20 protein-coding genes and 1 pseudogene are annotated in these 25,884 nt (G+C 37.7%); 3 read left to right on the top strand and 18 right to left on the bottom strand.

Translation table 11 applies throughout. The features are described from left to right. Window positions 1-30 precede the first annotated feature (30 nt). Window positions 31-2,064 (bottom strand): penicillin-binding transpeptidase domain-containing protein, encoded by a 2,034-nt coding sequence (locus G7057_RS10165; RefSeq protein ID WP_166163464.1) that lies wholly within the window; start codon window positions 2,062-2,064, stop codon window positions 31-33. A gap of 176 nt (window positions 2,065-2,240) precedes the next feature. Here G7057_RS10165 and G7057_RS10160 point away from each other — a divergent pair, with 176 nt between their 5' ends. Then, window positions 2,241-4,874 (top strand): YfhO family protein, encoded by a 2,634-nt coding sequence (locus G7057_RS10160; RefSeq protein WP_166163462.1) that lies wholly within the window; start codon window positions 2,241-2,243, stop codon window positions 4,872-4,874. 105 nt (window positions 4,875-4,979) lie between these two features. Here the strand turns inward: G7057_RS10160 and G7057_RS10155 are convergent, their stop codons facing one another. Then, the gene (locus G7057_RS10155) at window positions 4,980-5,588 is read right to left on the bottom strand and encodes a superoxide dismutase (protein ID WP_076766366.1); all 609 of its coding nucleotides are present in this window, start codon (window positions 5,586-5,588) and stop codon (window positions 4,980-4,982) included. Window positions 5,589-5,748: 160 nt separating this feature from the next. Between G7057_RS10155 and G7057_RS10150 the strand changes: the two genes are divergently transcribed. Then, window positions 5,749-6,534, top strand: coding sequence for a DUF1189 family protein (locus G7057_RS10150; protein WP_166163460.1), 786 nt, complete (start codon window positions 5,749-5,751; stop codon window positions 6,532-6,534). A gap of 88 nt (window positions 6,535-6,622) precedes the next feature. Here the strand turns inward: G7057_RS10150 and G7057_RS10145 are convergent, their stop codons facing one another. Next, window positions 6,623-7,948: a DEAD/DEAH box helicase gene (locus G7057_RS10145; RefSeq protein WP_166163458.1), complete on the bottom strand. Its 1,326-nt coding sequence runs from the start codon at window positions 7,946-7,948 to the stop codon at window positions 6,623-6,625. A gap of 186 nt (window positions 7,949-8,134) precedes the next feature. Between G7057_RS10145 and zwf the strand changes: the two genes are divergently transcribed. Then, window positions 8,135-9,628 carry a glucose-6-phosphate dehydrogenase gene (gene zwf, locus G7057_RS10140; protein WP_166163456.1) on the top strand — a complete coding sequence of 498 codons (1,494 nt, stop codon included), beginning with the start codon at window positions 8,135-8,137 and terminating at the stop codon, window positions 9,626-9,628. 34 nt (window positions 9,629-9,662) lie between these two features. Here the strand turns inward: zwf and G7057_RS10135 are convergent, their stop codons facing one another. From G7057_RS10135 to clpB, 15 genes and pseudogenes are all read right to left on the bottom strand, one after another. Then, window positions 9,663-10,622, bottom strand: a complete 960-nt coding sequence (locus tag G7057_RS10135) for a DHH family phosphoesterase (RefSeq protein ID WP_166163454.1) — start codon at window positions 10,620-10,622, stop codon at window positions 9,663-9,665. 15 nt (window positions 10,623-10,637) lie between these two features. After that, entirely contained in the window at window positions 10,638-11,963 is a 1,326-nt protein-coding gene (locus G7057_RS10130) for a DRTGG domain-containing protein (protein WP_166163453.1), read from the bottom strand. Between the two features lie 34 nt (window positions 11,964-11,997). Next, a complete protein-coding gene (locus G7057_RS10125) occupies window positions 11,998-12,681 on the bottom strand; it encodes a metal-dependent hydrolase (protein ID WP_166163451.1) in 684 nt (227 codons plus the stop codon). Between the two features lie 328 nt (window positions 12,682-13,009). Beyond that, window positions 13,010-13,831, bottom strand: a pseudogene (locus tag G7057_RS10120) (ZIP family metal transporter). 1 nt (window position 13,832) lies between these two features. Then, the gene (gene dinB, locus G7057_RS10115) at window positions 13,833-14,987 is read right to left on the bottom strand and encodes a DNA polymerase IV (RefSeq protein WP_452170752.1); all 1,155 of its coding nucleotides are present in this window, start codon (window positions 14,985-14,987) and stop codon (window positions 13,833-13,835) included. Between the two features lie 156 nt (window positions 14,988-15,143). Then, window positions 15,144-17,738 carry a bifunctional acetaldehyde-CoA/alcohol dehydrogenase gene (gene adhE, locus G7057_RS10110; RefSeq protein WP_166163450.1) on the bottom strand — a complete coding sequence of 865 codons (2,595 nt, stop codon included), beginning with the start codon at window positions 17,736-17,738 and terminating at the stop codon, window positions 15,144-15,146. A gap of 229 nt (window positions 17,739-17,967) precedes the next feature. Beyond that, window positions 17,968-18,324 (bottom strand): post-transcriptional regulator, encoded by a 357-nt coding sequence (locus G7057_RS10105; protein WP_227004596.1) that lies wholly within the window; start codon window positions 18,322-18,324, stop codon window positions 17,968-17,970. Then, window positions 18,278-18,616, bottom strand: a complete 339-nt coding sequence (gene yajC, locus G7057_RS10100) for a preprotein translocase subunit YajC (RefSeq protein WP_166163448.1) — start codon at window positions 18,614-18,616, stop codon at window positions 18,278-18,280. Before yajC ends, G7057_RS10105 begins: the two co-directional genes overlap by 47 nt. A 69-nt stretch (window positions 18,617-18,685) precedes the next feature. Beyond that, window positions 18,686-19,831, bottom strand: a complete 1,146-nt coding sequence (gene tgt / locus G7057_RS10095; protein ID WP_166163447.1) for a tRNA guanosine(34) transglycosylase Tgt — start codon at window positions 19,829-19,831, stop codon at window positions 18,686-18,688. Between the two features lie 118 nt (window positions 19,832-19,949). After that, on the bottom strand, window positions 19,950-20,225 hold the full coding sequence (locus tag G7057_RS10090; RefSeq protein WP_166163445.1) for an apurinic/apyrimidinic endonuclease family protein: 276 nt from the start codon (window positions 20,223-20,225) through the stop codon (window positions 19,950-19,952). Beyond that, window positions 20,226-20,705 (bottom strand): hypothetical protein, encoded by a 480-nt coding sequence (locus G7057_RS10085; protein WP_166163444.1) that lies wholly within the window; start codon window positions 20,703-20,705, stop codon window positions 20,226-20,228. It abuts the gene before it with no gap. Between the two features lie 17 nt (window positions 20,706-20,722). Then, complete coding sequence (locus tag G7057_RS10080) at window positions 20,723-21,511, bottom strand: hypothetical protein (RefSeq protein ID WP_166163443.1); 789 nt, start codon at window positions 21,509-21,511, stop codon at window positions 20,723-20,725. Next, complete coding sequence (gene floA, locus G7057_RS10075) at window positions 21,511-22,503, bottom strand: flotillin-like protein FloA (RefSeq protein ID WP_166163441.1); 993 nt, start codon at window positions 22,501-22,503, stop codon at window positions 21,511-21,513. Before floA ends, G7057_RS10080 begins: the two co-directional genes overlap by 1 nt. 2 nt (window positions 22,504-22,505) lie before the next feature. Next, on the bottom strand, window positions 22,506-23,102 hold the full coding sequence (locus G7057_RS10070) for an NfeD family protein (RefSeq protein WP_166163439.1): 597 nt from the start codon (window positions 23,100-23,102) through the stop codon (window positions 22,506-22,508). Between the two features lie 122 nt (window positions 23,103-23,224). Continuing rightward, window positions 23,225-25,825 carry an ATP-dependent chaperone ClpB gene (gene clpB, locus G7057_RS10065; RefSeq protein WP_166163437.1) on the bottom strand — a complete coding sequence of 867 codons (2,601 nt, stop codon included), beginning with the start codon at window positions 25,823-25,825 and terminating at the stop codon, window positions 23,225-23,227. Between the last annotated feature and the right edge of the window lie 59 nt (window positions 25,826-25,884).

The raw sequence follows: 25,884 nt of genomic DNA, 5'->3' as shown, positions 1-25,884 counted from the left end.
AAAAAAAGATTCTACTTACTTTTTTGTTGTTTAATCTCCGAAATATGCATCCAAGACTTCCTTGGCTATGCCCGTAGATGGTGACGTATCATTTAATAAATAGGGAATAACCACTGCAATTGAAATTTCTGGATTTTCAAAGGGTGCAAAGGCAACAAATGTTGAGTTCGTTGTCTGTTCCCCGGTCAAAGACTTCACATTTCCTTGATAGAATGACTCCCCTGTCCCTGTTTTACCGGCTGCTCTATTTTTATAGTTAGCACCAAAAATACGTGTTGAGGCAGCAGTCGGACTATGCATCACTTGCCACATTCCTTGATGAACACGAGCAATTGCTTCATCACTAACATTCAATTCATTCATAACTTTGGGTTGAACAACCAATTCTACTTGTCCCAAACTACCATCGCTGTCTGTTCCACGAATCTCCTTAACTAATCGTGGTGCATAACGCGTTCCGCCGTTGGCAATAGTCAAAATATATTGCGCCAACTGCATTGGAGTGTAGTTATCAAACTGACCGAACGATTCGAAAAGGGCTTGCCCTGGATTTTCTAATTGACCAACAAATCCCGTTGATTCAGCTGGTAAGTCAATGCCTGTTCGAACACCTAGCCCAAACTGAGCGTAATAAGAGCGTAGTTTAGATAGAGCTAGTTCGGCATTCATATCAATCTTTTCTTCATATTCATAGGTATACTTCCCACCCATCATCATGGCTATTTTTGCCATATAGGTGTTAGAAGATTTTTCAAGTGCTAAAATATCACTAAGCGATACACGGTTGTTGTATGACTGATTAAAGAGTGATGCAATTTTATTTGTTGCTTCAAATTTCATGGGTTCATCAATCATCGTATTATCTGTTTCTGAAATAACACCATCCATATAACCTGATAAAACAGTTGCCCCCTTCATAGAGGACCCCACAATAAAACTTTCATTTAAGACACCATGAACACTATCAGATATTTCACCCGTCGATTTATCAATTGTTTTCCCTGTCATCCCTAAAATGTCACCATTTTGAGGATTCATCGCCACAATATAAATTCGGTCTCCCCAAGCGTCTGATTGGCTAGCTAAATAATTTGTTGCAATGTCTTCTAGTTGCTTCTGGAATTCAATGTCGATGGTTAACAGCAAGTTATCACCTTGTTTACCAATATAAGTTTGTGTCGTCTTTACTGTTTCGCCATCTTGGTCGGTGACTGTCTCATATTGTGCCTTTGTTCCTCTTAATACGGTTTCGTATTGTTGTTCTAAATAGGCATTTCCTACACGGTCGTTTCTTGCATAACCTTTTGCCAAATAACTTTCAACTAAGTTGGTTGGAATACCCGCTTTTTCTGAGGTTACACCACCAAATATGGTTTTTAACAAATCGCCATGCGGATAAACACGCGTCCAATCCTTTGAAACGTCAATCCCAGGTAATTGGCTAATATTCTCACTAACAATTGCCAACTCTTTGTCGGTTACAGCTGTATTTTTAATATTTACAGTAGTCAATGCAGTTGCACTATTCATACTTTTGAAAATAGCAGTGGCTTGTTTCTCAACATCAGAAAAGGCAATATCTTCCGCTGTAATCTTAGAAAGTTCAACTTCGTAAATCTCATCACCAGACAGCGCCTTTTCATCATCACTTAATCGATCCAAGAGTGCCTCACGATTGCTTGCAGCCCAGTAATCTTTCAAATCACGTTCCGTTAATCCTTCTACATCGACGGTAATAATGTCAGCCAATTTACGGGCTGTTTCTGCCATATTAGCAGCCGTATCATCTGTTCCTCGGGTAAAAATGATCGCATGTTGTGCCTCATTCCCAACTAGCACTTCACCGTTGCGATCATAAATTAATCCTCTTGGTACACTTTGCGTCACATTGGTTGTTTCAGTTCTTCTAACGATGGCTTCAAATTCTTCGCCTCTAATAATTTGCAAGTATCCTAAACGCACAATAATCGTAGAAAACAGCGCAAATACAATAAAAAATAGTAAATTCAAACGAAAAGGTATGTGAGACTTCTTTTTCTTTTGATTTTGGTTAGACTTTCCCAATGTCCACACTCCTATATAATTTTCTTTTTCAATACCCTATTATAACAAAAAAGATTAGCTAGACAATGTTTAAAATATAAGGTTACTATAAGATTATCCAGAGGAAACAGTGCATTAAAAAGCCAACTGTGTTATTTTATAATTCAGATGATTATTTCGAAAGGAGACACTGTTTTATGTTGACGTTTGACGGCATCGATAAGAAAAAGAAATTATTACTCCTATCATTTTTCATGCCATTTACTATTTTAGGATTGATTTACATCTTTATGGGTGTCTTTCCTTTTGGTAATAGCACCTTGCTTACTATTGACTTGGGTCAACAATACGTTGACTTTTACAGCTATTATCGTCACACCATCCTGCATGAACCTCAAGCGTTTTTTTATTCGTTTGTAAAAGGTATCGGCGGTGACATGGTCGGTTTATGGGGTTATTATTTAAACAGCCCGTTCAACCTCTTACTCTTACTCTTCCCTCAGCGATTATTGGCTGTTGGTGTAACACTGTTAATTTTACTTAAAATATCATGTTCCGGTTTATCATTTGCCTACCTCTTAATAAAACGATTCGATGGCAATGACTATTTAGTGCCTGCCTTTGCCTTATCTTATGCCTTAATGGGTTATACTATTGCCAACCAGTTAAATGTTATGTGGTTAGATGGCTTAGTTCTATTACCCCTTATTATTCTGGGTTTAGAAAAGCTCATTGATGGTGAAAGTGGCCTAACTTATAGTCTAAGTCTCGCTCTTATGTTATTTTTACATTATTATATTGGCTATATGATTTGCTTGTTTTTATGTTTTTATTTTATATTCGCCTTATCCAAACAAGAAACTAGCCATCATTTTAAAGGTCTTCTTAAGCAAACTGTTCGCTTTGCCTTTTATTCCATTTTAGCAGCAACACTTGCTGCCTTTTCGCTCCTCCCTAATTTCATTTCATTACTAGGAGGAAAGGCAAGCTACGCTTCAGACACTATTAATTGGGGATTTGACTATCCTTTTATTGAATTGTTGTCTAAATTTTATGTCGGCTCTTTTAATTTCGATCAGATGCCTAGTGGCTATCCTAATTTATTTGTCGGAAGCCTCGCTTTAATTGGCTTTTTATTTTATTTCTTTAACAAGAATTTTCCATTAAGAGAAAAATTAACCTCTGTCATACTAGTCATCATCTTCTTTTTATCGATGAACAGTCAATACTTAAATAAAATTTGGCATGGTTTCCAAAATCCAATTTGGTATCCTTATCGTTTTTCGTTTTTAGTATGTTTTTTCTTTATTTTAAATGGCTATCGGAGTATTAAAAAATTAGACTCTTTCCCATTAACATTCGCCTGTCTACTACTGCTTGCTCAAACAGCTAGCGCTTTATATGTATTAGATTTCAACTTTGACTTTGTAATCCCTATTCAAGTTCTGGTCACTGCTCTCTTCCTTATCGCAATGATTATTTTACTCTTGTTAAAGGAAGTCAATTATAAATGGATGCCAATTGTCTTATTGTTACTGGTAAGCATTGAAATGACGACCAATGCGGCTATTAATTTGAGTCGATTGAGTTATGTTAAAATGTCACCTTTTAACGATTACCAACTCGTTCTAGATGACTTATTACAAGGAATTCGACCGCAAGATGATGAGTTTTACCGAATCGAAAAGGTCTTTCAACGGTCAAAAAATGACAGCTTCCAGGCCAATTATCCGTCTGCTTCACATTTCAGTTCAACTTTTGAAAAAGAGGTGCCTGAACTATATGGCTATCTTGGTTTTCCAGATGGCAATGGCTTCGTTTCTTATTCATCAGGAACTCTTTTTACAGATGCTTTTTTTGCGATTAAGTATTTAGCTCAGAATAATGACTTGCCTTCTAATTTAGAAAACAACGCAGCTATTTATAAGATTTTCCCTAATTCTACAAGACGTGATTTTAATTATTACCAAAAAGTAAACGAAAATTACCGAACGAGTATTTATCAAAATCCTCACGCCTTTTCACTAGCCTTCGCTATACCAGATGCTATTAAAGACGTTGATTTAAAAGATAATGATCCGATTGGCAATCAAGAACGCCTATTACAGGCAATGACTATCGATGCCCTACCTTCGTCCTACTATCAAGAAATCGGCATCGAATCAACTGTAACATCAAATGTATCTAGTCTAGCATCGGAATCCGTTAATCAGACCTATACAAAGAATGATTCCACCAAAGATGCGAGCATTGAATTTCAATTTACGCCACAAACAAATGAGTCCTATTATCTGACACTTGATTCTAGAATTGATGATGAAGATACCACACTCACTTTAGATGGCGAACGACTGGCCTACTATAAAACCTATCGTAACGATCAGATTATCAATGTCGCTAGTGGGCAAAAAGGTGAAACCATTCGCTTTGGCTTTGATTTATTAGAAGATAGTCTAACCATTCGAGACTTACGCGTGTTTCGCTTTAGAAGTGATTTATTTGAAGAGTTAGCTGACCAAATTCAAGATAATGGCCTTAATATTTCTACCTTTAGCCAGACCCATATCGAAGGAACGCTAACAACATCGCCAGACCATACCGTCTTTATGATGACCATTCCCTATTCTGAAGGTTGGGAGTTACATATCGATGGCCAAAAAACAGAAACATACCCTGTCTTGAATGGATTAATTGGCGCAGATATTGCGCCAGGAGAGCATACCATTACCCTTTCCTATATGACGCCTTACTTAAAAGAAGGTATTGCCATTTCAATAGCGGGCTCTGTGACTGTTCTAATAATCATTCTAGTCAAACGTCGTAAAAAGTAAGCATAAGAAAAGCGGACAAGTCCGCCTTGGGAGCTAGACATTGATGGCTGAACTTATAATCCCCTAGTCTACAAAAAAACCACTCACAGAGTGGTTTTTTGTTTGTTATTTAGCTGCTTCGTAACGTTTGTTAACTTCATCCCAGTTAACGATATTCCAGAATGCGCTAATGTAGTTCGGACGAACGTTTTTGAAGTTTAAGTAGTAAGCATGTTCCCAAACATCTAAGCCTAATACAGGTGTTTTACCTTCCATTAATGGGCTGTCTTGGTTTGGTGTAGATGTTACTTCTAATTTACCGTCAGTCACAACTAACCAAGCCCAACCTGAACCAAAGCGAGTTGTTGCTGCTGCAGCAAATTTTTCTTTGAATGCATCGAAGCTTCCGAAAGCTTCATCAATTGCAGCTTTGATTGCGCCTGTTGGCTCTCCGCCGCCATTTGGAGAAAGAACTTCCCAGAATAAACTGTGGTTTGCGTGACCACCAGCATTATTTCTTAACGCTGTTTGAACATCTTCAGGTACTGAATCAATTGCAGCTAGCAATTCTTCAACTGATTTCTCAGCTAATTCCGGATGTTTTTCCAATGCTGCGTTCGCATTGCTCACGTAAGTTGCATGATGTTTGTCATGGTGCAAATGCATGGTTTCAGTATCAATATGTGGCTCCAATGCATCGTAATCGTATGGTAGATCTGGTAAAGTGTATGCCATTTCTAAATTCCTCCTAAAAATTGAAATTTGAATCTAATATAAGATTACCACGATGCACTATATATTTCAAAGTAAAAAGCATATTCCTTTATTTTTCTGAATTGCCTTTTCATTTATTTTTCGATAAGCTTAGTGTAAGAACGTATTTAAAAAGAAATGAGTGATCCCCATAGCCCTTTTAACTTTAATCAAAACGAGCTTCTTCAATCCAGGTGAATTATGGCGGGCGATGGATTTAAGTAAACGAAAATCCATTGCTTTATACCTAATGATTTGCTTTTTTACCACCATCCCTTATTTTTCATCGGGACTATTTCAATACGATGTTTTAGCTAGTAATATGGCAAGTACAGAAGCCTATTTACCTACTTTCACTATTGAAAATGATCAGATTGTCTTTGAACCTACCCTAGAGAAAGCGATTGTTAGTAAAACTGACTTTGTCACTCTGATTATTGATCCTAACCAAAAATATGATGACAACTTGAAAACAAGAGCAATTGAAGCAGCTCCCATAGGGATTGTTTTTGGAAAAGATGCGATTACCGTCTATACATCTAATCGTCCGATTGCTTTTAATTACAAAGATTTGAACGGTACAACTGATCAGTTTATCAGAAGTTTTTTGTTACAGTTTAGTCAAATCGGGTGGTTGTTTATTCCTTTGCTCATTCTATTTAGTTTTCTAGCTGGCCTCATCGAAGCTAGTTTTTATCTGCTTTATTTAACTATCTTTGCTAATCTATGGACATCCTTTATGAGAATACGCCTTCCCTTTGCTGTAAATTGGAAGATGATTATGACAGCAGCAGTCGTACCTATGGCACTATTAGCCATTATGAATAGTTTTGGTATTCAACCAGGTGCTCAAACCCTGATTTTGTTGATTATTGTCATCTATATGTATAATAAAGGAATTAAAAGTTATCTGAAAAATATCACCTAAAAAATAGAATAAAAAAAGGCGTTTGTACAATAATTATAGGAAAGGAGCTGGAAAAAATCCAGCTCCTTTTGTATGAACGATAACATACTTATTTCTTTTTCTTACGATTAAAATCGGTACCTTTATTCTTTTTCAATTGCTTCTTGATTTGATCGTTTAATTTACGCTTATAGTTTGGTTTTACTTTTTTCTTAGCCTTCTTAACCATACCTCTAATACGTGGATCTGCTTCAGTTTGGCTCTTAAGCAACTTGCGGTCACGATCACGGTTACGACGGTCATCAACTTCTTCAAAGCCACCATCTTTAATCCGAACAGTCTGGAAATGAATACCTATTCCTTCTAATTCATTCACTGCTTTTTCTTCATCTGGCGAATAAAGGGTAATCGCAGTTCCCGGTAAATTATTACGTCCAGTACGGCCAATACGGTGAACGAAAAAGTCACTATCTTTTGGAATCTCATAATTGATAACATGTGACACACCTTCAATATCAATCCCACGAGCTGCTAAGTCCGTTGCAACCATTAATTGGTATTCTAAATTATGAACACGTCTCATAATTCGTTTACGTTCACGAGCTGGTACATCTCCATGCAAAACAGCACAATCGTAGCCTTTTTCCTTCAAGCTATCAGCAATTTCGTTAACATTTTGTTTGGTATTAGCAAATATTAAGGTAAAGTACTGTTGTCCAATTCCTAAAACATCTTCTAATACAGCCATCTTAGATTTCCCTTTTGCTGGTAACAAATAGTTTGTAATAGATGGTGCAATAATATTTTTAGGCTCTAGATTAATCACTTGTGGTTTTTCCATATACTTCATTAGGAATGGTTGTAGTTTTTGAGGAATCGTTGCCGAGAAAACTAACATTTGTAAATCTTTCGGTAATCGACCAGCAATTTGATCAACGTCATGTAAAAATCCTAAATCTAGTGTCATATCTGCTTCATCGACAACAAAGGTTGACGCTGTATGGACTTTTAATCCTTGTTCATTAATCAAATCTAAAATACGGCCTGGTGTTCCAATAACAATATGTGGTTGGCTGTTTTCTAATTTTTCTAATTGACGTTTTTTATCTGTTCCGCCCACATAATTAACAACTCTGATTTCTTGTTCAGCATGAGCGGCTAATTGTAATGCTACCTGATAGAGTTGTTCAGCTAGCTCACGGCTAGGCGCAGTGATAACTGTTTGAACGTCATCTTTTGTAGCATCTACTTTGTTTATAATCGGCAATAAGAAACTATGGCTTTTTCCCGATCCCGTTTGCGATCGACCGACAACACTTTTATTGGCTTGAATAATAGGAATGATACGTTGTTGAATATCAGTTGGTTCTTTAAACCCTAATTCTTCAAGTGCTTCTCCAATAAAAGGCTGAAAGTTATATTGTTTAAAATTCATACTCCACCTCTTGTAAATCTATTTTTTGTTATTATAGCACATTTGACACGGACCTTCTTTTTATTTCAAATTTCTCATAAACTGTCAAAGCTAATTTTCATTCTCTTAAATACAAGCTTGCACATGAAAAATGAAAATAGTATAATGAAACAATGAATATTTTCCAATATACGGAGGAGGTTTTCCATGAATACCGATATTAGCGCATTATTCACTATTTTTGGAGCAACTGGTGACTTAGCGCATCGTAAGCTTTACCCATCCCTGTTCCGACTTTTCAAAAAAGGATTTATTAACGAAAACTTTGCAGTGATTGGAACTGCTCGTCGTGAATGGTCCGATGATTATTTCCGAGATGTGATTGCCGACTCTGTAAAAGACTTGGTAGACGATCAAGAAGAACTCGATCGTTTTAAATCTCATTTTTATTATATTTCTCACAACGTTAATGATGCAGCAAATTATGTTGAATTAAAAAAACTATCTGAACAACTTGATGACAAATACTCATTGAATCATAACCGTATCTTTTATTTGGCAATGGCGCCAGAATTCTTCGGAACAATTGGTGATATGCTGAAACAAAATGGTTTGATTACTCAAGATGGCTTTAGCCGTTTAATTATTGAAAAACCGTTTGGGAGCGACCTAGCTTCAGCAACTGAATTGAACGAACAGCTTGCACGTTCATTCCGCGAAGATCAGATTTATCGAATTGACCACTATCTTGGAAAAGAAATGGTTCAAAATATTTCTGCCGTCCGCTTCTCTAACATGATTTTTGAATCATTATGGAATAATAAATACATTGAGAATATTCAGATTACACTGTCAGAGACCGTTGGAGTTGAGGACCGTGGCGGTTATTATGACCGAACAGGTGCCTTGAGAGATATGGTTCAAAACCACGTCCTTCAAATTATCGCCCTGTTAGTTATGGAACCCCCAATGTCCCTTTCAGGTACAGATGTCAGAACAGAAAAAATCAAAGCTCTACGTTCATTGCGTGTTTATAAAACGAAGAAAGAAGTTTGGGATAACTTCATTCGCGGTCAATACACACACAGTGCAGCCCATGAAGCTTATTTACAAGAACCAAATGTTAATCCAGAATCTGATACAGAAACCTTTGTTGCTGGAAAAATCCAAGTTGATAATTTCCGTTGGGCAGGCGTTCCCTTCTATATTCGAACTGGTAAACGCATGGCACAAAAAGAAACTTATATACATGTTCAATTCAAACATGTATCCATGAATCTTTTCCCTTCAGAAGATGTAGAGGAAGTGGCAGAACCAAATATTCTGACCATCCATATTTCTCCACTAGAAGGATTCTCACTGCGCCTCAATACAAAACGTGTTGGGCAAGGTACCGAAATGAAAAACATTCGTATGCACCAAATTTTAGATAAGGAAACGCAAGCAAACAGTCCTGAAGCCTATGAACGCTTGTTATTAGACTGTTTGAATGGCGATCCAACTAACTTCACCCACTGGCATGAAGTTGAACAATCATGGCGCTTCATTGACCAAATCCGCAAGGTTTGGGATGAGCAACCTGATCCAATCCGACTTTATGAAAGTGGCTCTATGGGACCAAAAGAAAGCTACGAGTTATTAGAACGTGATGGCTATCGTTGGACTGAGTTTAATTGGAAGCCAAAAAAAGAAGAAATCTAGCAAAAAAACAGCCGTCGTGACGGCTGTTTTTGTTTTATTGTTTACTCCATTCAACCATCAACTCTTCAAATTCATCAATAATTTGATTAATCTCGGCTAAATCTTTAGCGTTTGCGCCACTAGCTAAGGGATGTCCACCACCATCATGACGTTTTGCTACTTCATTAATGATTGGGCCTTTCGAACGTAAACGGCAACGGTAACCACCGTATTCTTGTTCAACAAAAATCGCCCAGCACATAACACCTTCAATGGTTCCAGGCAACGATACAACTGGCGCTGTATCACTGTCAGTTGCATCGAATTTCTCTAGGATATCACGGCTTAAGATAATATAACCTACTCCTAAATCACTAATCTCCACATTCTGTAAAACAAATCCCGATAAGTTAGCCACTTTCTTGCTGTTTGTATTCATTAATTGACCAATTTCAGATGCTGAGAAATCAAATGTCATTAATTCTGCAGCAATTTGCATGGTCCGTGGACTAGTCGCTGCATATAAAAAGCGTCCAGTATCTCCTACGATACCTGCATAAAGTGCTCGTGCAGCTTCTGTATTCAACGGCAATCTTTCTGCTAAATAAAGTGACAAATCTGCAATGATTTCACTACATGAACTGGCTTGCGTGTTCACCAAACTAATATCGCCATAATGGTCTTCATCAGGATGATGATCAATTTTAATAAGTGCCCTGCCTGTAGAAAATCGTTTATCATCAATACGCGGACGGTTAGCTGTATCTGTTACAATCACTAATGCATCCGTATATTGGTCTGTTTCAACTTGGTCCATTTTTCCGATGAACATTAAACTATCCTCTTCTTCACCCACTGCGTAAACAGTCTTTTCTGGAAATTGTTGGCGAATTAAGTGAGCTAGCCCTAGTTGAGACCCTAATGCATCAGGGTCTGGTCTAACATGACGATGGATAATAATTGTTTGGTTTTCTTTAATCGCTTGGTAAATCGATTCATATAATTCATTTAACAAAATAAGTGAGCTCCTTTATGTTCGTTCCATAATTTGACAAACGACAATTGCTTTCGCAACAATCGAATTTTCTAAATAAACTTCTACGTCTAGTTTTGATGATCGTCTTCCTAATTCAAAAATATTCGTACGGATATCTATAATACTATCAATCTGGATCATTTTGAAATGATGAACATCCATCTGCTCAATCACTGCATTGCGTTTTTGGAATTGATGGAGTATTTTTTTAGTAACATTAGATATCACTTCACACAAAACTCCGAAGGAAACCGTCCCAATATTATTCGTCATTTGCGGCGTTACTTGGAAGCGATAAACTGGCAATTCATCTCCTGGTGTTTCACGTTCCACAACTTCAAGGCCACTCAAAATTTGATCTTCAATAGTATTACCGACTTGAGGCTGACGTTGCGCTAATTGCATGGCTTTCATCACGTCTTGTCTTGAAATGATACCTAAAAGCTGCAGGTTATCCTTTACAACAGGCAACACTTCCAAGCCATCCCATATCATACGATGGGCCACACTAGCGACACTCATATGGGTTTTTGCAATGACGGGATCCTTTGTCATAACCCGTTCCATTGATAAACTATCCAGTTTACCGAGTGTATCCTTAGCCGTAATCATTCCTACTAAACGCATATTGTGATTCACAATTGGGAAGCGTGAATGTTTACTGGATTCATTCAACTGGCGGTAATCCAATATTGTTTGATCCATATATAAAAACTTTGTGTCCTCAAGTCTTGTAAAAATATCATTTACTAACATAATTTCTTTTTTAATTAATTGGTCAGTCATTGCCCTATTAATCATAGTTGCTACTGTAAAAGTGTCATAGGTTGTTCGTAAAATCGGCATTTTTACCTCATCGGCCAATTTTAAAATATCTTCATCTGTATCAAAACCACCCGTGATCAATACAGCAGCGCCTTTTTCTAAGGCATATTTCTGAATATTATTTCTGTTACCAACAATCATCAACGAACCTGGACTAACATAGCGATCCATAGCATCTTGTTGCATGGCACCAATAATAAATTTACTCAAGGTTTTATCTAAACCATTTCTTCCGCCTAGAACATCTCCTTCGATAATATTAGAAATTTGCCCAAAAGACAGGGTCTCAATGTTATCTTTTGATTTTCGTTCAATTCGGATGGTTCCAACCCGTTCAATAGTTGAAACTAACCCTGTATTTTCAGCATCCTTAATCGCTCGATAAGCGGTTCCTTCAGACATGTTCATATTTTTTGCAATAGATCGCACAGAAAGTTTTTCACCAACTGGCAGTGTTTCGATATATTGAATAATCTGTTCGTGTTTAGTTGCCATTTTCTATTCTCTCACCCTTAATATCTCAATGTTTTTAAATCTCTAGGCCTTCGCCTACTTGTAAAACAAGCCCAACCCCTTCATCTAATAAGGCTGTGAAAGCGAAAGGATCTTGTTTAATGAGCGGGAAGGTATTGTAATGAATCGGAACCGCTCTTTTTGCTTGTAAAAATTGAACTGCTCGTGCAGCATCCACAGGCCCCATAGTATAGTTATCACCGATTGGTAATAAAGCCAAGTCAATTGCCATGCTTTCTCCAATTAAAGTCATATCTGAAAACAAGGCTGTATCACCAGCATGATAAATCGTCTTGCCTTGGTTTTGAATTAATACACCAATTGCAAGACCTAGAGGAACGACTGTGCCATCAGCCTCTTCATAGCTAGAGCCATGAATGGCTGGTGTTAATTTGATATAAGCAAAATCAAATTGATGACCACCACCCGGCTGCATGCCATGGGTTTCTAGCCCTTTCTTGCTAAAATAGTCTGCTATTTCTACTGTAGAAACAATTAGAGCATTTGTCCGCTTCGCAATAGCTTCAGTATCACCAATGTGGTCGTTATGACCATGCGTAATGATAATGACATCACAAGCAACTGTATTAGCATTTAAGTCAGACAAAGGATTCCCTGTTATAAATGGGTCAATAAGAATTTTCTTTTTATTTGCTGTTTCAATCATAACACACGATTGTCCATGCCAAGATAATTTCATTTTAACCGTCCTCCCTACTCCTACTAGCTGTACTACTCTGTTACTATCCTACCATGAAACAGATGATTCTCCAACCAAGAAAAGCGGACAAGTCCGACTTGGCCTATGAAAAAATAGGAAATTTGACCCTGAATTGTCAGGAGACTTCACGCTTCAGCGGGTTAGTCGAATGATATGCGTTAGCGAGCAGCGAAGCGCGCAATGGGGCAAATTTATCTTTTTTTCACTAGGTCAGGACTTGGGAGCTAGACATTGATGGCTGAACTTATAATCCCCTAGTCTACAAAAAAAGCATGAAGCGACCAACACTTCATGCTTTTTAAACTTACTAACCTAGAGCTACATCTAGTATCATCATAACGGTAAAACCAACCATCAATCCGATAGTAGCAATGTCGCTATTCCCATTGGTTTAAGATTCTGGGATCAATTCTTCAACCACCACAAAAATCATTGCTCCTGCTGCGAAAGCTAATGCGTAAGGCAAAATGGCTTGCATGGATAAGACCGCGGCTGCTCCAATAACCGCAGCAACAGGCTCAACGATAGCAGATAGCTGCCCTAAATTAAACGCCTTCCATCGGCTATGTCCTTCTGCTCGAATCGGCATAGATAGCGCAGAACCCTCTGGAATATTTTGTAACCCAATCCCTAAAGCCAAACCAATGGCGCTCATCAGTGCGTTATCAGTTGCTATCCCATGAGCTGCTGCTCCAAATGCAACACCTACTGCTAATCCTTCTGGAATATTGTGAATAGTGATAGCTAAGAATAAGAGCAAATTACGTGAAGCTCCCGTATCTGGTCCTTCTCGGTTTTCAATAGGTTCTCCTAAGTGTAAATGGGGAATAATCGCATCTGTTAACCTTAAAAAAGCACCCCCTAGTAAGAAGCCTATCGCTGCTGGAACCCACGAAAAGGCTGCATAACCATTTTCTTCTGCGTATGAGATTGATGGTGCTAAGAGCGACCAAAACGATGCTGCTATCATCACTCCCGCAGCAAACCCACTCATCACATCTAATATTTTTCGATTAACTTTTTTAAAAAAGAATACAAATGCAGAGCCAATTACGGTACATCCCCAAGTAAATAATCCGGCAATTAATGCTTGTATGACTGGACTGAGTTGACTAAAACTTTCTAACATATTACTTCTCTCCCTGCGTGAAATGATTTTTATCCCATAAGGGTAATTGCACATTTTGATAATACTGTGGTGCCAGTTGACTAACTGTAATGCCTAAAAGGCGAATTTCTTTGTCAATATCGCCGTGTTCCTGCCAAAGTTCCATTGCTTCCCAGTACAAGTCTTCGCTACTATTAATAAACTCCGCCAGTTTTTTCTGACGCGTTAAGGTTGTAAAATCACCATAACGAATTTTCAGAACAACAACTTGTCCGTGTTTCTTGTGTTTACGAAGACTATTAGCAACTGATTCAGCTAAATGCTTTAACTCTTCTTCCACCTGATCGTCTCTCACTAAAAAATTCCGATAAGTGTTCTCCTTACCGATTGACTTACGTTCTCGATTAGGAGTGACAGGACTATTATCAATCCCTCTGACCTTACGGTACAAAACGTAGCCCATCTTTCCGAAATCATCAATCAACACTTTAGCTGATAGTTGGTAAAGGTCTGCTCCCGTTGAAATATCCACCTCTTTTAACTTTTCAGCGGTTCGTTTACCAACACCGTAAAATTTCTCAATTGGTAGATCAAACAGGAAGGCTTGTGCTTTTTCTGGTTCAATGACCGTTATACCGCTCGGCTTCTTCACATCTGATGCGACTTTAGCTAGAAATTTATTATAAGACACACCTGCAGAACAGGTTAAATGGAGTTCCTGCCAAACTTCTCTTTGGATTTGCCTAGCAATCAAAGTTGCGCTAGGCTGATTCACTTTATTATTTGTCACGTCTAAGTATGCTTCGTCCAAAGATAATGGTTCAATTATATCCGTATAGCGTTGAAAAATGCCTCTAATTTGAGCTGATACGGTTCGATAATAATCCATCCGAGGTGGAACAAAAACAGCATGAGGACACTGTTCATAAGCAAGTTGAGCGCTCATAGCAGAGTGAACACCAAATTTTCGTGCTTCGTAGTTAGCTGTTGTTACAACCCCACGTCCACCAGTCTGTCTAGGATCTCGTGCAATGATAACGGCTTTGCCTTTCAGGCTAGGATTATCTCGTTCTTCAACAGAAGCATAAAAAGCATCCATATCAATATGGATAATTTTTCGATTTTGGTTATTTTCTGGTTCTTTAAAGGTCAATAGACCGTAACGCAACCTGCTCACCTCGCTTCTTCTAGTTTATTTTAAGCTACAACAGTTATTTTTTTAAGTATCCCTAAATTCACTTCTATTATAATCTCTTTTAGCCTAGAGAGCAACAAAGGGACTCGGTTTGACCGAGTCCCTTTGTTAGATAAATTCAATTATTATTTACCGTAATTATTTGCCATAGTATGCTGCTGTTAGAACTTGTTTTAGCTCACTGATTAACGGTTGTTTTGGATTAGCTGTTGTACATTGGTCTTCGAATGCTAATTCGGCAAGCTTATCGCCATCGCGTTTCAACCAGTCTTCTGATACGCCTTCTTCTTGGAAGCTCATTTTAATACCCACATCTTTACCTAATTGGTAAACAGCATCTGCTAAAGCTTCAACTAATTCTTCTGTTGTATTGCCTTTCAAACCAATATAGCGAGCAATCGTTGCATAATCTTCATCAGCGCGGAATGATTCATATTTTGCCCACATACTTAATTTTGAAGGTTCTGAAGCATTATAACGAATAATGTGTGGTAACAAGACTGCATTAGTTCTACCATGAACAAGGTTCCATAGCCCACCAATTTTATGTGCTAGTGAGTGAGAAATACCTAGGAAGGCATTTGCAAAAGCCATACCCGCAATCGTTGATGCGTTATGTACTTTTTCACGAGAATATGCATCACCTTTATTATAAGAATCTCTTAAGTGGTCAAAGATTAATTTAATAGCTTGTAAGCTCAATCCTCTTGTATAGTCATTTGCAAGAACAGAAACATAAGATTCAATAGCATGGGTTAGAACGTCCATACCTGTATCTGCTGTTACTACTTTTGGAACACTGTAAACGAATTGTGGATCGACGATTGCCACATCTGGTGTTAGTGCGTAGTCTGCTAATGGGTATTTAATATGTGTTTCACTGTCTGTAATAACTGTAAATGGTGTTACTTCAGAACCAGTCCCTGATGTTGTTGGAATACATACCAATTGCGCTTTTTCCATCGGTTCAATCTTGTAAGTCCGTTTACGAATATCAAGGTATTTTTGTTTCGCTCCGAAGAAGTTACTTTCTGGATGTTCATAGAATAACCACATTGCCTTAGCAGCATCCATTGGTGAACCACCACCGATTGCAATAATCGTATCTGGCTTGAAATCTCGCATTTTTTCAGTTCCACGATTAACTGTATTCGTTGAAGGGTTTGGTTCAACATCAGAGAAAATTGTATAAACTACTTTATTTTTACGACGTTTTAGTTGCTCAAGTACAATGTCAACATAACCTAGTTTCATCATGCCATCATCACAAACGATGAATACACGTTCAATGTCTCTCATATCACGTAAGTAGCGAACTGAGTTTTCTTCAAAATAAATTCTGTCAGGAACTTTAATCCACTGCATATTATTTCTCCTTTTAGCGATGGTTTTAATATTTAGTAAATCAAAGGCAGAAACGTTACCAGATACAGAGTTTCTTCCGTAAGAACCACAGCCAAGTGTTAATGATGGAATATTATTGTTGTATAGTCCACCGATACCACCTTGAGCAGTTGGTGAGTTCACTAAAATACGACACGCCTTCATTTGTTTCCCAAATTCTTCAACCAACTGATCATCGGTTGTGTGAATACACGCTGAGTGACCAAGACCATCCAAATCAAGCATCGCCTTACATAAGTCAAAGGCATGGTCAGTTGAGTTTGATTTCATCATTGCTAACACAGGTGATAATTTTTCTCTTGATAATGGGTAGTCAGCTCCTGCACCTTCTAATTCAACAATAATCAATTTTGTATCTTCTGGCACTTTAATACCTGCTAATTCAGCAATCTTAACAGCTGGCATCCCAACAATTTGCGGATTAATTGCTTGTTTGTCTTCACGCATAATCGCAGCTTCTAACTTAGCGATTTCTTTTTCTTTCACGAAATAAGCACGTCTCTTAATGAATTCTTGTTTAACCTCGTCGTAAATTTCTTTATCGACAATCGCTGCTTGTTCAGAAGCACAAATCATGCCATTATCAAATGTTTTTGAAACAATCAAATCGTTGACCGCTTTTTTAACATTAGCTGTTTTTTCAACATATGCAGGCACGTTACCCGGTCCTACACCAAGAGCTGGTTTTCCAGTTGAATAAGCTGCCTTTACCATTGCTGATCCACCTGTTGCAAGGACAGCTGCTACATCTGGATGGTGGATTAATAAATTTGTTTTCTCCATTGAAACACCATCAATCCATTGAATACAATCTTCAGGTGCACCAGCTTCAAGCGCTGCTTGGTACAGCACTTTAGCTGTTGCAATCGAACACTTTTCTGCACTTGGGTGGAAAGAGAAAATAATTGGATTGCGTGTTTTCATCGAAATAAGTGATTTGAAGATTGTTGTTGATGTTGGATTTGTTGTTGGTATAATCCCTGCAAGTACACCAAGTGGTGCTGCAACTTTAATAATTTGATCAACTTCATTATCTTCAATAATGCCGACTGTTTTATTTTTTTTAATGTTATGCCAAATATTTTCTGAAGCATAAATATTTTTCAAACATTTATCTTCATAAACACCACGCCCTGTTTCTTCTACGGCCATTTTAGCTAATGCCATATGTTGATTAAGCGCTGATAACGCCATATGTCTAACAATGTTATCTATTTTTTCTTGGTCTAATTGTTCCATTTTTTCAAGAGCTTTTAACCCTTTAGTTGTTAGACCATTAATAATATCTTGTGATGTTTTCTGAACGTCTTTTACTTTTACTTCTGCCATAAAAAGTCATCCCCTTTTTTTGTTCTTCTTTTCACAAGTTATTATATTACAGGTGTTTTCAAAAGTAAATACCCTTTTGTAAAATAATTCACAAGTATAACAAACGCCTATATAACAGCGAAACTGTTTCATTGTCTATTTAATAGCAATGAAAGCGCTTTTGTGATTAAATGAACAATACAGATAAAAAAAGAGTCGCAATTTGAAATTTGCGACTCTTTTCAGCTTTTTAAAAAAATTCTTCAAAATTTATTTCCTCAAGTGACGATACATTATAAACTTGTGCTTCTAACGATTTGTAATCAAAGTATTGATTGACAGATGCATTAAGAATATCGGCTACTTGCTGATAATAATAGGACGGTATGGAATGTTTCCAGACAAAGCTCTTAAAACATAAGATTAGATCATCTGTTTCAATGTTCGAATAACCTTCTTTAGAAAATTCCGATACCTTTAATTCAAACCATGGACGCAATTCTTCATAGAAATCAGTATTTTCTTCAGCCATTCGCTCTTCACTCCATTTTGAATAAGAACTATTCGTTCGTTTCTTCTGTTTCTTGAACGATTTCGTCTGCCTCAATGGTACCTGCATCTGTTGAAACAGTAGATGCTTTGACAACGCGTGAAATAGCTCGTTTCTCAAATGTTAAGAAAATACCTTCACAGTCTAGTGTAACAGTTTGTTTCGTTGTATCGACTTCATCAACAACACCATGTAATCCGCCAATTGTAATCACACTGTCACCAGCTTTAATTTCATTTAGCATGTCTTGTGTTTTCTTTTGTTGTTTCTTTTGAGGACGGATTAGAATGAAGTACATTGCTCCAAATATTAGTCCGTAAAATAAAATCATTGTTAGTCCTTGTGGCATGTTAATTCCTCCATTAATTTAATCTATACATCAAACTTTACCAAAGTAAGAGCTTACTTACCAGTTATTTTAGAATTTTTTAGCATTTTTTTGATTATAGCCGTATTCTTCCATAAAGGCTTCTCGGAATTCTAACAAGTTATCATCCATGATGGCTTGACGAACTTGTGTCATCAAATTAATTAAGAAGTGTAGATTATGGTAACTCGTTAAACGAAGACCAAATGTTTCATCTGCTTTAAATAAATGACGGATATAAGCTCGTGTATAGTTTTGACACGTATAACATGAACAGTTCTCATCTAATGGACGGAAATCACGCTCATAAATGGCATTTTTAACGACTAAGCGGCCTTTACTTGTCATACATGTTCCATTACGCGCAATTCGCGTTGGCAACACGCAATCAAACATATCGACTCCACGAATAACACCATCAATTAACGAATCTGGTGCACCAACACCCATTAAATACCTTGGTTTATGGTCTGGAATAACAGGCGTAATATAATCCAAAACCTCATTCATTTCTTCTTTTGTTTCACCAACAGATAGACCACCGATAGAATAGCCTGGGAAATCCATGCCAACGAGGTCCTTAGCACTTTGCATACGCAAGTCTTTGTAACCTGCTCCTTGAATAATACCAAATAAGCCTTGTTGATCTGCCTTTTTATGAGCCTTCAAGCCACGCTCTGCCCAACGACTTGTCCGTTCAACAGATCGCTTGATATAATCATAGCTCTCATCAAATGGCGGACACTCATCAAAGCTCATAATAATATCTGCGCCTAATTTATTTTGAATATCAATCGCTTTTTCAGGTGATAGGAACATTTTCGAACCATTTAAATGGTTTCTAAAATGAACACCCTCTTCTGTAATTTTACGATTCTCTGCTAAAGAGAATACTTGGAAGCCGCCAGAATCAGTTAAAATTCCTTTGTCCCAGTTCATAAATTTGTGCAGACCACCTGCTTCTTCCACAAGGTCAGCACCAGGACGTAGCCACAAGTGATAGGTATTACTCAAAATAATTTGTGAGCCCATATCTTTTAATTCTTCTGGAGCCATTGATTTAACAGTTGCTAATGTTCCAACTGGCATAAACATAGGAGTTTGGAATGTCCCATGAGGTGTAATAATCTCACCCAATCTAGCGCCAGTATGTTTTTCTTTTTTTATTAACCGATAACGGATTGCTGGTTCAGTCAATTTATTCCCTTCCTTCTGAAACTAATCATTACACAGTATATCACAGTTACTTTCGTCTTGAAATAAAAATGAGAGTAAGCTCACCGTCTGAGAGACGATTCACTTACTCTCGTTTTTACTAGATTAGTTGTACTTTTTCAGCTTTTAAAACATCAATTGCTGTTTCTTTATTACCACATGGGTACTCAATTGCTGCTGGAATATTTTCTGGAAAAACAGCCAATACATCTTGTATGTCAATGTCTCCTGTCCCAATTAAAACAAGTTCAAACTGATGGTCTGGTGTCTGCTTCACATTTTTAATATGAATATAGTTGACATAGTCCTTTAGAACTACAGCTGCTTCTTCGGCTAATTCTTGAATGTATAGAACATTTCCTGTGTCAAAGGTCAATTAAATCGGTAATTGATGGGAATGAGCTACAAAGATAAAATCAGACAAAGCTTTTGCCGAACCACCCTCAATAGACTGATCATTTTCAATACTTAATTGAATATCAGGATACTGCTTGAACAAATGTGCGAGGCTCTCTACATGATTTTCTTGTAAGTCGTGGTAATCACCCAGTGTGACTTTCACTTGGATAGCACCCATCATTCTTGCTTCTTCAAAATAAGTCGTTAAAGCAGGATTAATTTCTCTTGATTCAAATAAAACGGAAGGGACTGAATAATACAAAGGCATCTGGAAACGTTCTGCTTCTGTCTTTGTCTCTAACAATTCTTCTGTAAGATTCCGAAGAAACTCTCGTCGAATTTCAACAAAAGAAAAGCCTAGCTCCTTAATCGTCTTAATATACGTTAATTGTTGAACCGTTCCTTCACTTAACTCTTCATTAAAAACAAGCGTATTGACACCTAAAAGACGTGACATGTTATTCCTCTTTCCCATTAAAAATCTGGTCGTTCTAAAATCGTTTGCGCGATGACTGCTTCCCTTAGCCATTCTTTTTGACGTTGTCGGTCTTTTTTAGAATGACTTGAATGTGTCTTCCTATTGAGTGATGGTTCCACTGCTAGTCCTTCGCTAGTTTGTAACATTTTATCCACTATAATGTCAAATTCTTTGGCGTATTGATTGTACTCTTCTTGGAACACATCACTCTCTTGATCCAACGATTGCCAATCTAATTCATCTTCCTCTGTTTCTGAAAGAATAGGCGCTTCATTTGTTGTCTTGTAATCTGCCATCATAGATGACTTTTCATGACGACCACTAGCTATTTCTGATAAGGTTTTTTGAACCATTGGCCAAACATCAGGTCTTCTAATAAACTTAATCAATTCAACCTCTGAATTTGGTGAATTAAAGATAGCTTGAATTTCTTGCTTATATTGGTCTGGCAAGTGATCTTTTAATAAGCGGTAAAGATCAGCAGGTTTATATTTTAGCAATTCTTTCAAACGAATAGGCGTTGTATTTCTTCTTGACGATTGTTGTTGCTCATTTCTATTTCTTGTTGACTGAACGTTTCTCGCCCTTTGCAATTGTTGATTTCTCATTTGTCTATTAGATGGCTGTTGTGTCTGTTTTTTAACAGAAGCTTGCCGCCATTGATTGTCTTCTGCTCGTTTTTTCCCTTTGCGAACTTCATTAAGTAGGTTTTTGATGAAAAACCCCCATAAACCGACCATGACGATAATAATCGCTAAGTTAAATAGTTGCCATAATAGGAACATTACGAATCACTTCTATCTTTATTTCCTGACAGTGAATTTCTCATATCGGTATCTGCTGTAATATTTTTCATTTTATAATAATCCATCACACCTAGATTACCTGAACGAAGTGCTTCAGCCATCGCTAACGGTACTTGCGCCTCTGCTTCAACAACTTTAGCACGCTGTCTTTGAACTTCTGCAATCATTTCTTGCTCTTCAGCAACTGCCAATGATCGTTTTTCTTCCGCCTTAGCTTGTGCCACACGCTTATCAGCTTCAGCTTGTTCTGCTTGTAATTTCGCACCAACGTTACGACCGACATCAACATCCGCAATATCAATCGATAGGATTTCGAAAGCTGTTCCGGAGTCCAACCCTTTACGTAAAATCGTTTGTGAAATTGAATCAGGATTTTCTAAAACTTGTGAGTGCGCTTTAGCAGACCCTACAGTTGTAACAATCCCTTCACCAACACGGGCAATAATCGTTTCTTCACCCGCACCACCAACAAGTCGCTCGATATTTGCACGTACAGTTACTTTAGCTTTTGCCTTTACTTCAATACCATTCATCGCTACACCAGCAATAATAGGTGTTTCAATAACTTTAGGGTTTACCGATACTTGTACGGCTTCAAACACATTACGCCCTGCTAAATCAATAGCTGCAGCTTGCTCAAACTCCAAATCAATGTTCGCACGTTGCGCAGCGATTAAGGCATCAATAACTAAGTTGATATCTCCACCTGCCAAGTAATGAGCCTCAAGCTCGCTTGTATCAATAATCAACCCTGCTTTAGTTGCTTTAATCAAAGGTTGAACAACTATACTAGGAGCTACACGTCTCAAACGCATTCCAATTAAATCTGAGATTTTCAGCTTTACTCCTGAAAAATAAGCCGTAATCCATAATCCAACCGGTACAAAACGGAAAAATAACGATAATATCAATATGACGATGACAGCTATAATAACGACACCGATGATACTGCCTTGAATACCTTCTTGCATAATTAAACCAGCTCCTTAACAATAATTTTTATTCCTTCTACATGAATGACTTGAACACGCGACCCTTCTCGAATAATCGCACCATCGCTAACCACATCTAGCGTTTGACCATCAATGTCAGCTTTTCCTGATGGACGAAGCGTGGTTGATGCTGTTCCCGTTTTACCAAGAAATAGCGAATAATCTTTAGCGGTTGAATAGCCTCTATTTTTTTCAAGAGCTGTTCCTAATATTAAGCTACTCTTGCCTGGCAAGAAGGTATAACCCTTCTTCAATAAAATATAAGCCGTTACAACTGCTATCACAATTGCTAACCCTAAATCCAGTAAACTTCCCCATAAATCGTTTTGATTGGAGAGATAACCTAAGCCCACCAAGACCCCACCAGTAATCCCTATCAATCCAAAATCTGGAATAAAAATTTCTAAAATTAATAAGAATATACCTGCTAAGAAGAGTAAAAAGGTTACCCATGTTCCGGTTCCTACCAAAATAAAGTAAATAAAAAAACTAATAATTGATAAACCACCAAAAACATAAAACTTGTTGGTAAAGAGCATGATGACTAAACAAATGAAGCCAATAGCCAGAAAAAGCATTTCTTTCACCTCCTGTATGTTCTGTCGTTCGTTCTACTTTATATTTTATCTTAAATTTTAAAATAAATAAAGCGACAACCTAGTAAATTTCATAACTTTGTTGTCGCTTCAATTTATTTATTTTATTGACTTGAAATAATGACTTGCCCATTTTCAACGGTTAAAGAAACAGTTTGATGTTCACTAACGTTCCCTTTTATAATCTCCTTAGCAAGTTCATTTTCGATATGGTTGGTAATAAATCGTCTTAAAGGACGTGCTCCATAATGAGGGTCATAAGCATTTTCTGCAATCCATTGACTGAGTTCTTCTGTCGCATGAAGGGTGATTTGTTTATCAGCCAGACGATTTTGCAAGTCGCCCATTATCTTATTCACGATCAGATGAATATCATTTGGAGTGAGTGGCGAGAACAAAATGGTATCGTCAATACGGTTTAGGAATTCTGGTTTAAAGCTCGCTTTTAACAAATCAAATACTTGTTTTCGTCCTTCATCCGTAATACTACCATCCATTGCCAAATTATCTAACAATAGTGGCGAGCCTAAATTACTTGTCATAATCAAAATAGTATTTTTAAAATCAACTGTCCGCCCTTTCGAATCGGTCAATCGACCATCATCCATCACTTGCAGAAGAATGTTAAAGACATCAGGATGGGCTTTTTCAATTTCATCTAGTAAAACGATTGTATAAGGACTTCTTCGAACTGCTTCTGTTAGCTGGCCACCTTCTTCATAACCCACATAGCCAGGAGGTGCTCCAACTAAACGACTAACAGCGAATTTTTCCATATATTCACTCATATCAATTCTCACTAAATGGGCTTCTGAATCAAATAGATTTTCCGCTAATGCTTTGGCTAATTCTGTTTTACCAACACCTGTTGGTCCAAGGAATAAGAATGATCCAATCGGTCTCTGTGACGATTGTAAGCCAGCTCGTGAACGTAAAACGGCATTAGTGACGCTCTCCACAGCCTCATCTTGACCAATCACACGTTTATGTAGGGTATCAGCTAGAGAGAGTAACTTTTCTTTCTCTCCTTCAACCAATCGTTTCACTGGTATAGCTGTTAACCGTTCGACTACAGCTGCGATTTCATTTTCGGTAACGGATTCTTGTACCAGCTTGCTCTCTTTTTTAGCAGCATCTTGATGGCTTTTTTCTAGACTGGCTACTTCTTTTTCAAGTTGCGGTATAGTGCCGTGTCTTAATACGGCTGCTTTTTCAAGATCATACTCAGCTTCCGCATCCTCTAGTTGTCGTCTAGCTGTTTCCAGTTCCTCACGTTTTGAGCGAACGGTTTCAGCCTCTTCCTTTTCAATCTCCCATTGCATCTTGAGACGGTTCGCTTCTTCTCTGTAATCGGCCAAGTCATTTCGAATGACCTCTAAACGCTGCAAACTCAGGTCATCAGATTCTTGTTTTAAAGCCGCCTCTTCAATTTCTAGCTGCATCAAGCGTCTGGTTACTTGGTCTAATTCGGTTGGCATAGAGTTCATTTCTACTTTAATGGTTGCACAAGCCTCATCGACCAAGTCAATTGCCTTGTCAGGCAAAAAGCGCTCTGTGATATAGCGATTTGATAAAGTTGCTGCGGCTACTAAGGCATTGTCGTGAATGGTTACACTGTGGTGGATTTCAAACCGTTCCTTCAATCCTCTTAAAATAGTGATGGTATCCTCAACAGTTGGTTCATTGACGATAACTCTTTGGAATCTCCGCTCAAGTGCCTTATCTTTTTCAAAGTTTTGTTGGTATTCATCTAAGGTTGTCGCACCAATACAATGTAGCTCGCCACGAGCTAGCATTGGTTTTAGTAAATTTCCAGCATCCATGCTACCTTCTGTTTTACCTGCACCAATAATCGTATGAATTTCATCAATAAATAAGATAATACGACCATCACTCTTCTTGACCTCTTTTAACACACTTTTCAAGCGTTCTTCAAACTCGCCCCGATATTTTGCGCCCGCAATCAGCGCACCCATATCGAGTGAAAAAATCGTTTTGTCCCGTAAGTTATCCGGTACATCTTTTCGAACGATACGTTGCGCTAACCCTTCCACAATAGCTGTTTTACCAACACCTGGTTCACCAATCAAAACTGGGTTGTTCTTGGTTTTACGTGATAGGATCCGAATAACATCCCTAATCTCTTCATCTCGGCCAATAACAGGATCATGCTTCCCACTCTTCATTGCTTGAACGAGGTCAATCCCATATTTTTCCAAAGCTTGATAGTTATTTTCTTGGTCTTGTGATGTCACACGATCGCCTCCCCTTATTTCCGCTATTTTTTCTTTTAGACGCTCTTGATTAATATTATACTGATTCAAATGCACCACTAACGGGTGATTTGAAAAAGTCATCAGTGCTAATAACAAGACATCCGTTGATAAATACTCATCCTGAAAATCTGTCATGATACGATTAGCCTCAGTCAACAATTGATATAAACCTTGACCAAACTGTTGCCCATATTGAACAGTTGCTCCTGATACTTGAGAAATCTTATCCAATTCCTTATCGATTGTCGTTTCAAACTGATCAATAGCTAACCCTAAATCACTATAAATATTAGTCGCAAGCTCATTAGGTTGAATCAGTACTTTCCATAGATGAGGAATTTCGATGAATTGGTGCTTTCGTGTCATTGCCACTTGCTGTGCTTCTGCCAGCGCTTCTTGAACGGCATGAGTCATTTTATCTCCTTGCATAGTGACCACCTCTCTTATGATTCTAAGATTATTATACGCCTATGGTCAACTAAGGTCAA

The organism is Jeotgalibaca arthritidis (assembly GCF_011100465.1).
In the GTDB taxonomy this organism is placed as follows: Bacteria; Bacillota; Bacilli; order Lactobacillales; family Aerococcaceae; genus Jeotgalibaca; species Jeotgalibaca arthritidis.
This window is presented reverse-complemented; position numbering and strand designations above follow the sequence as displayed.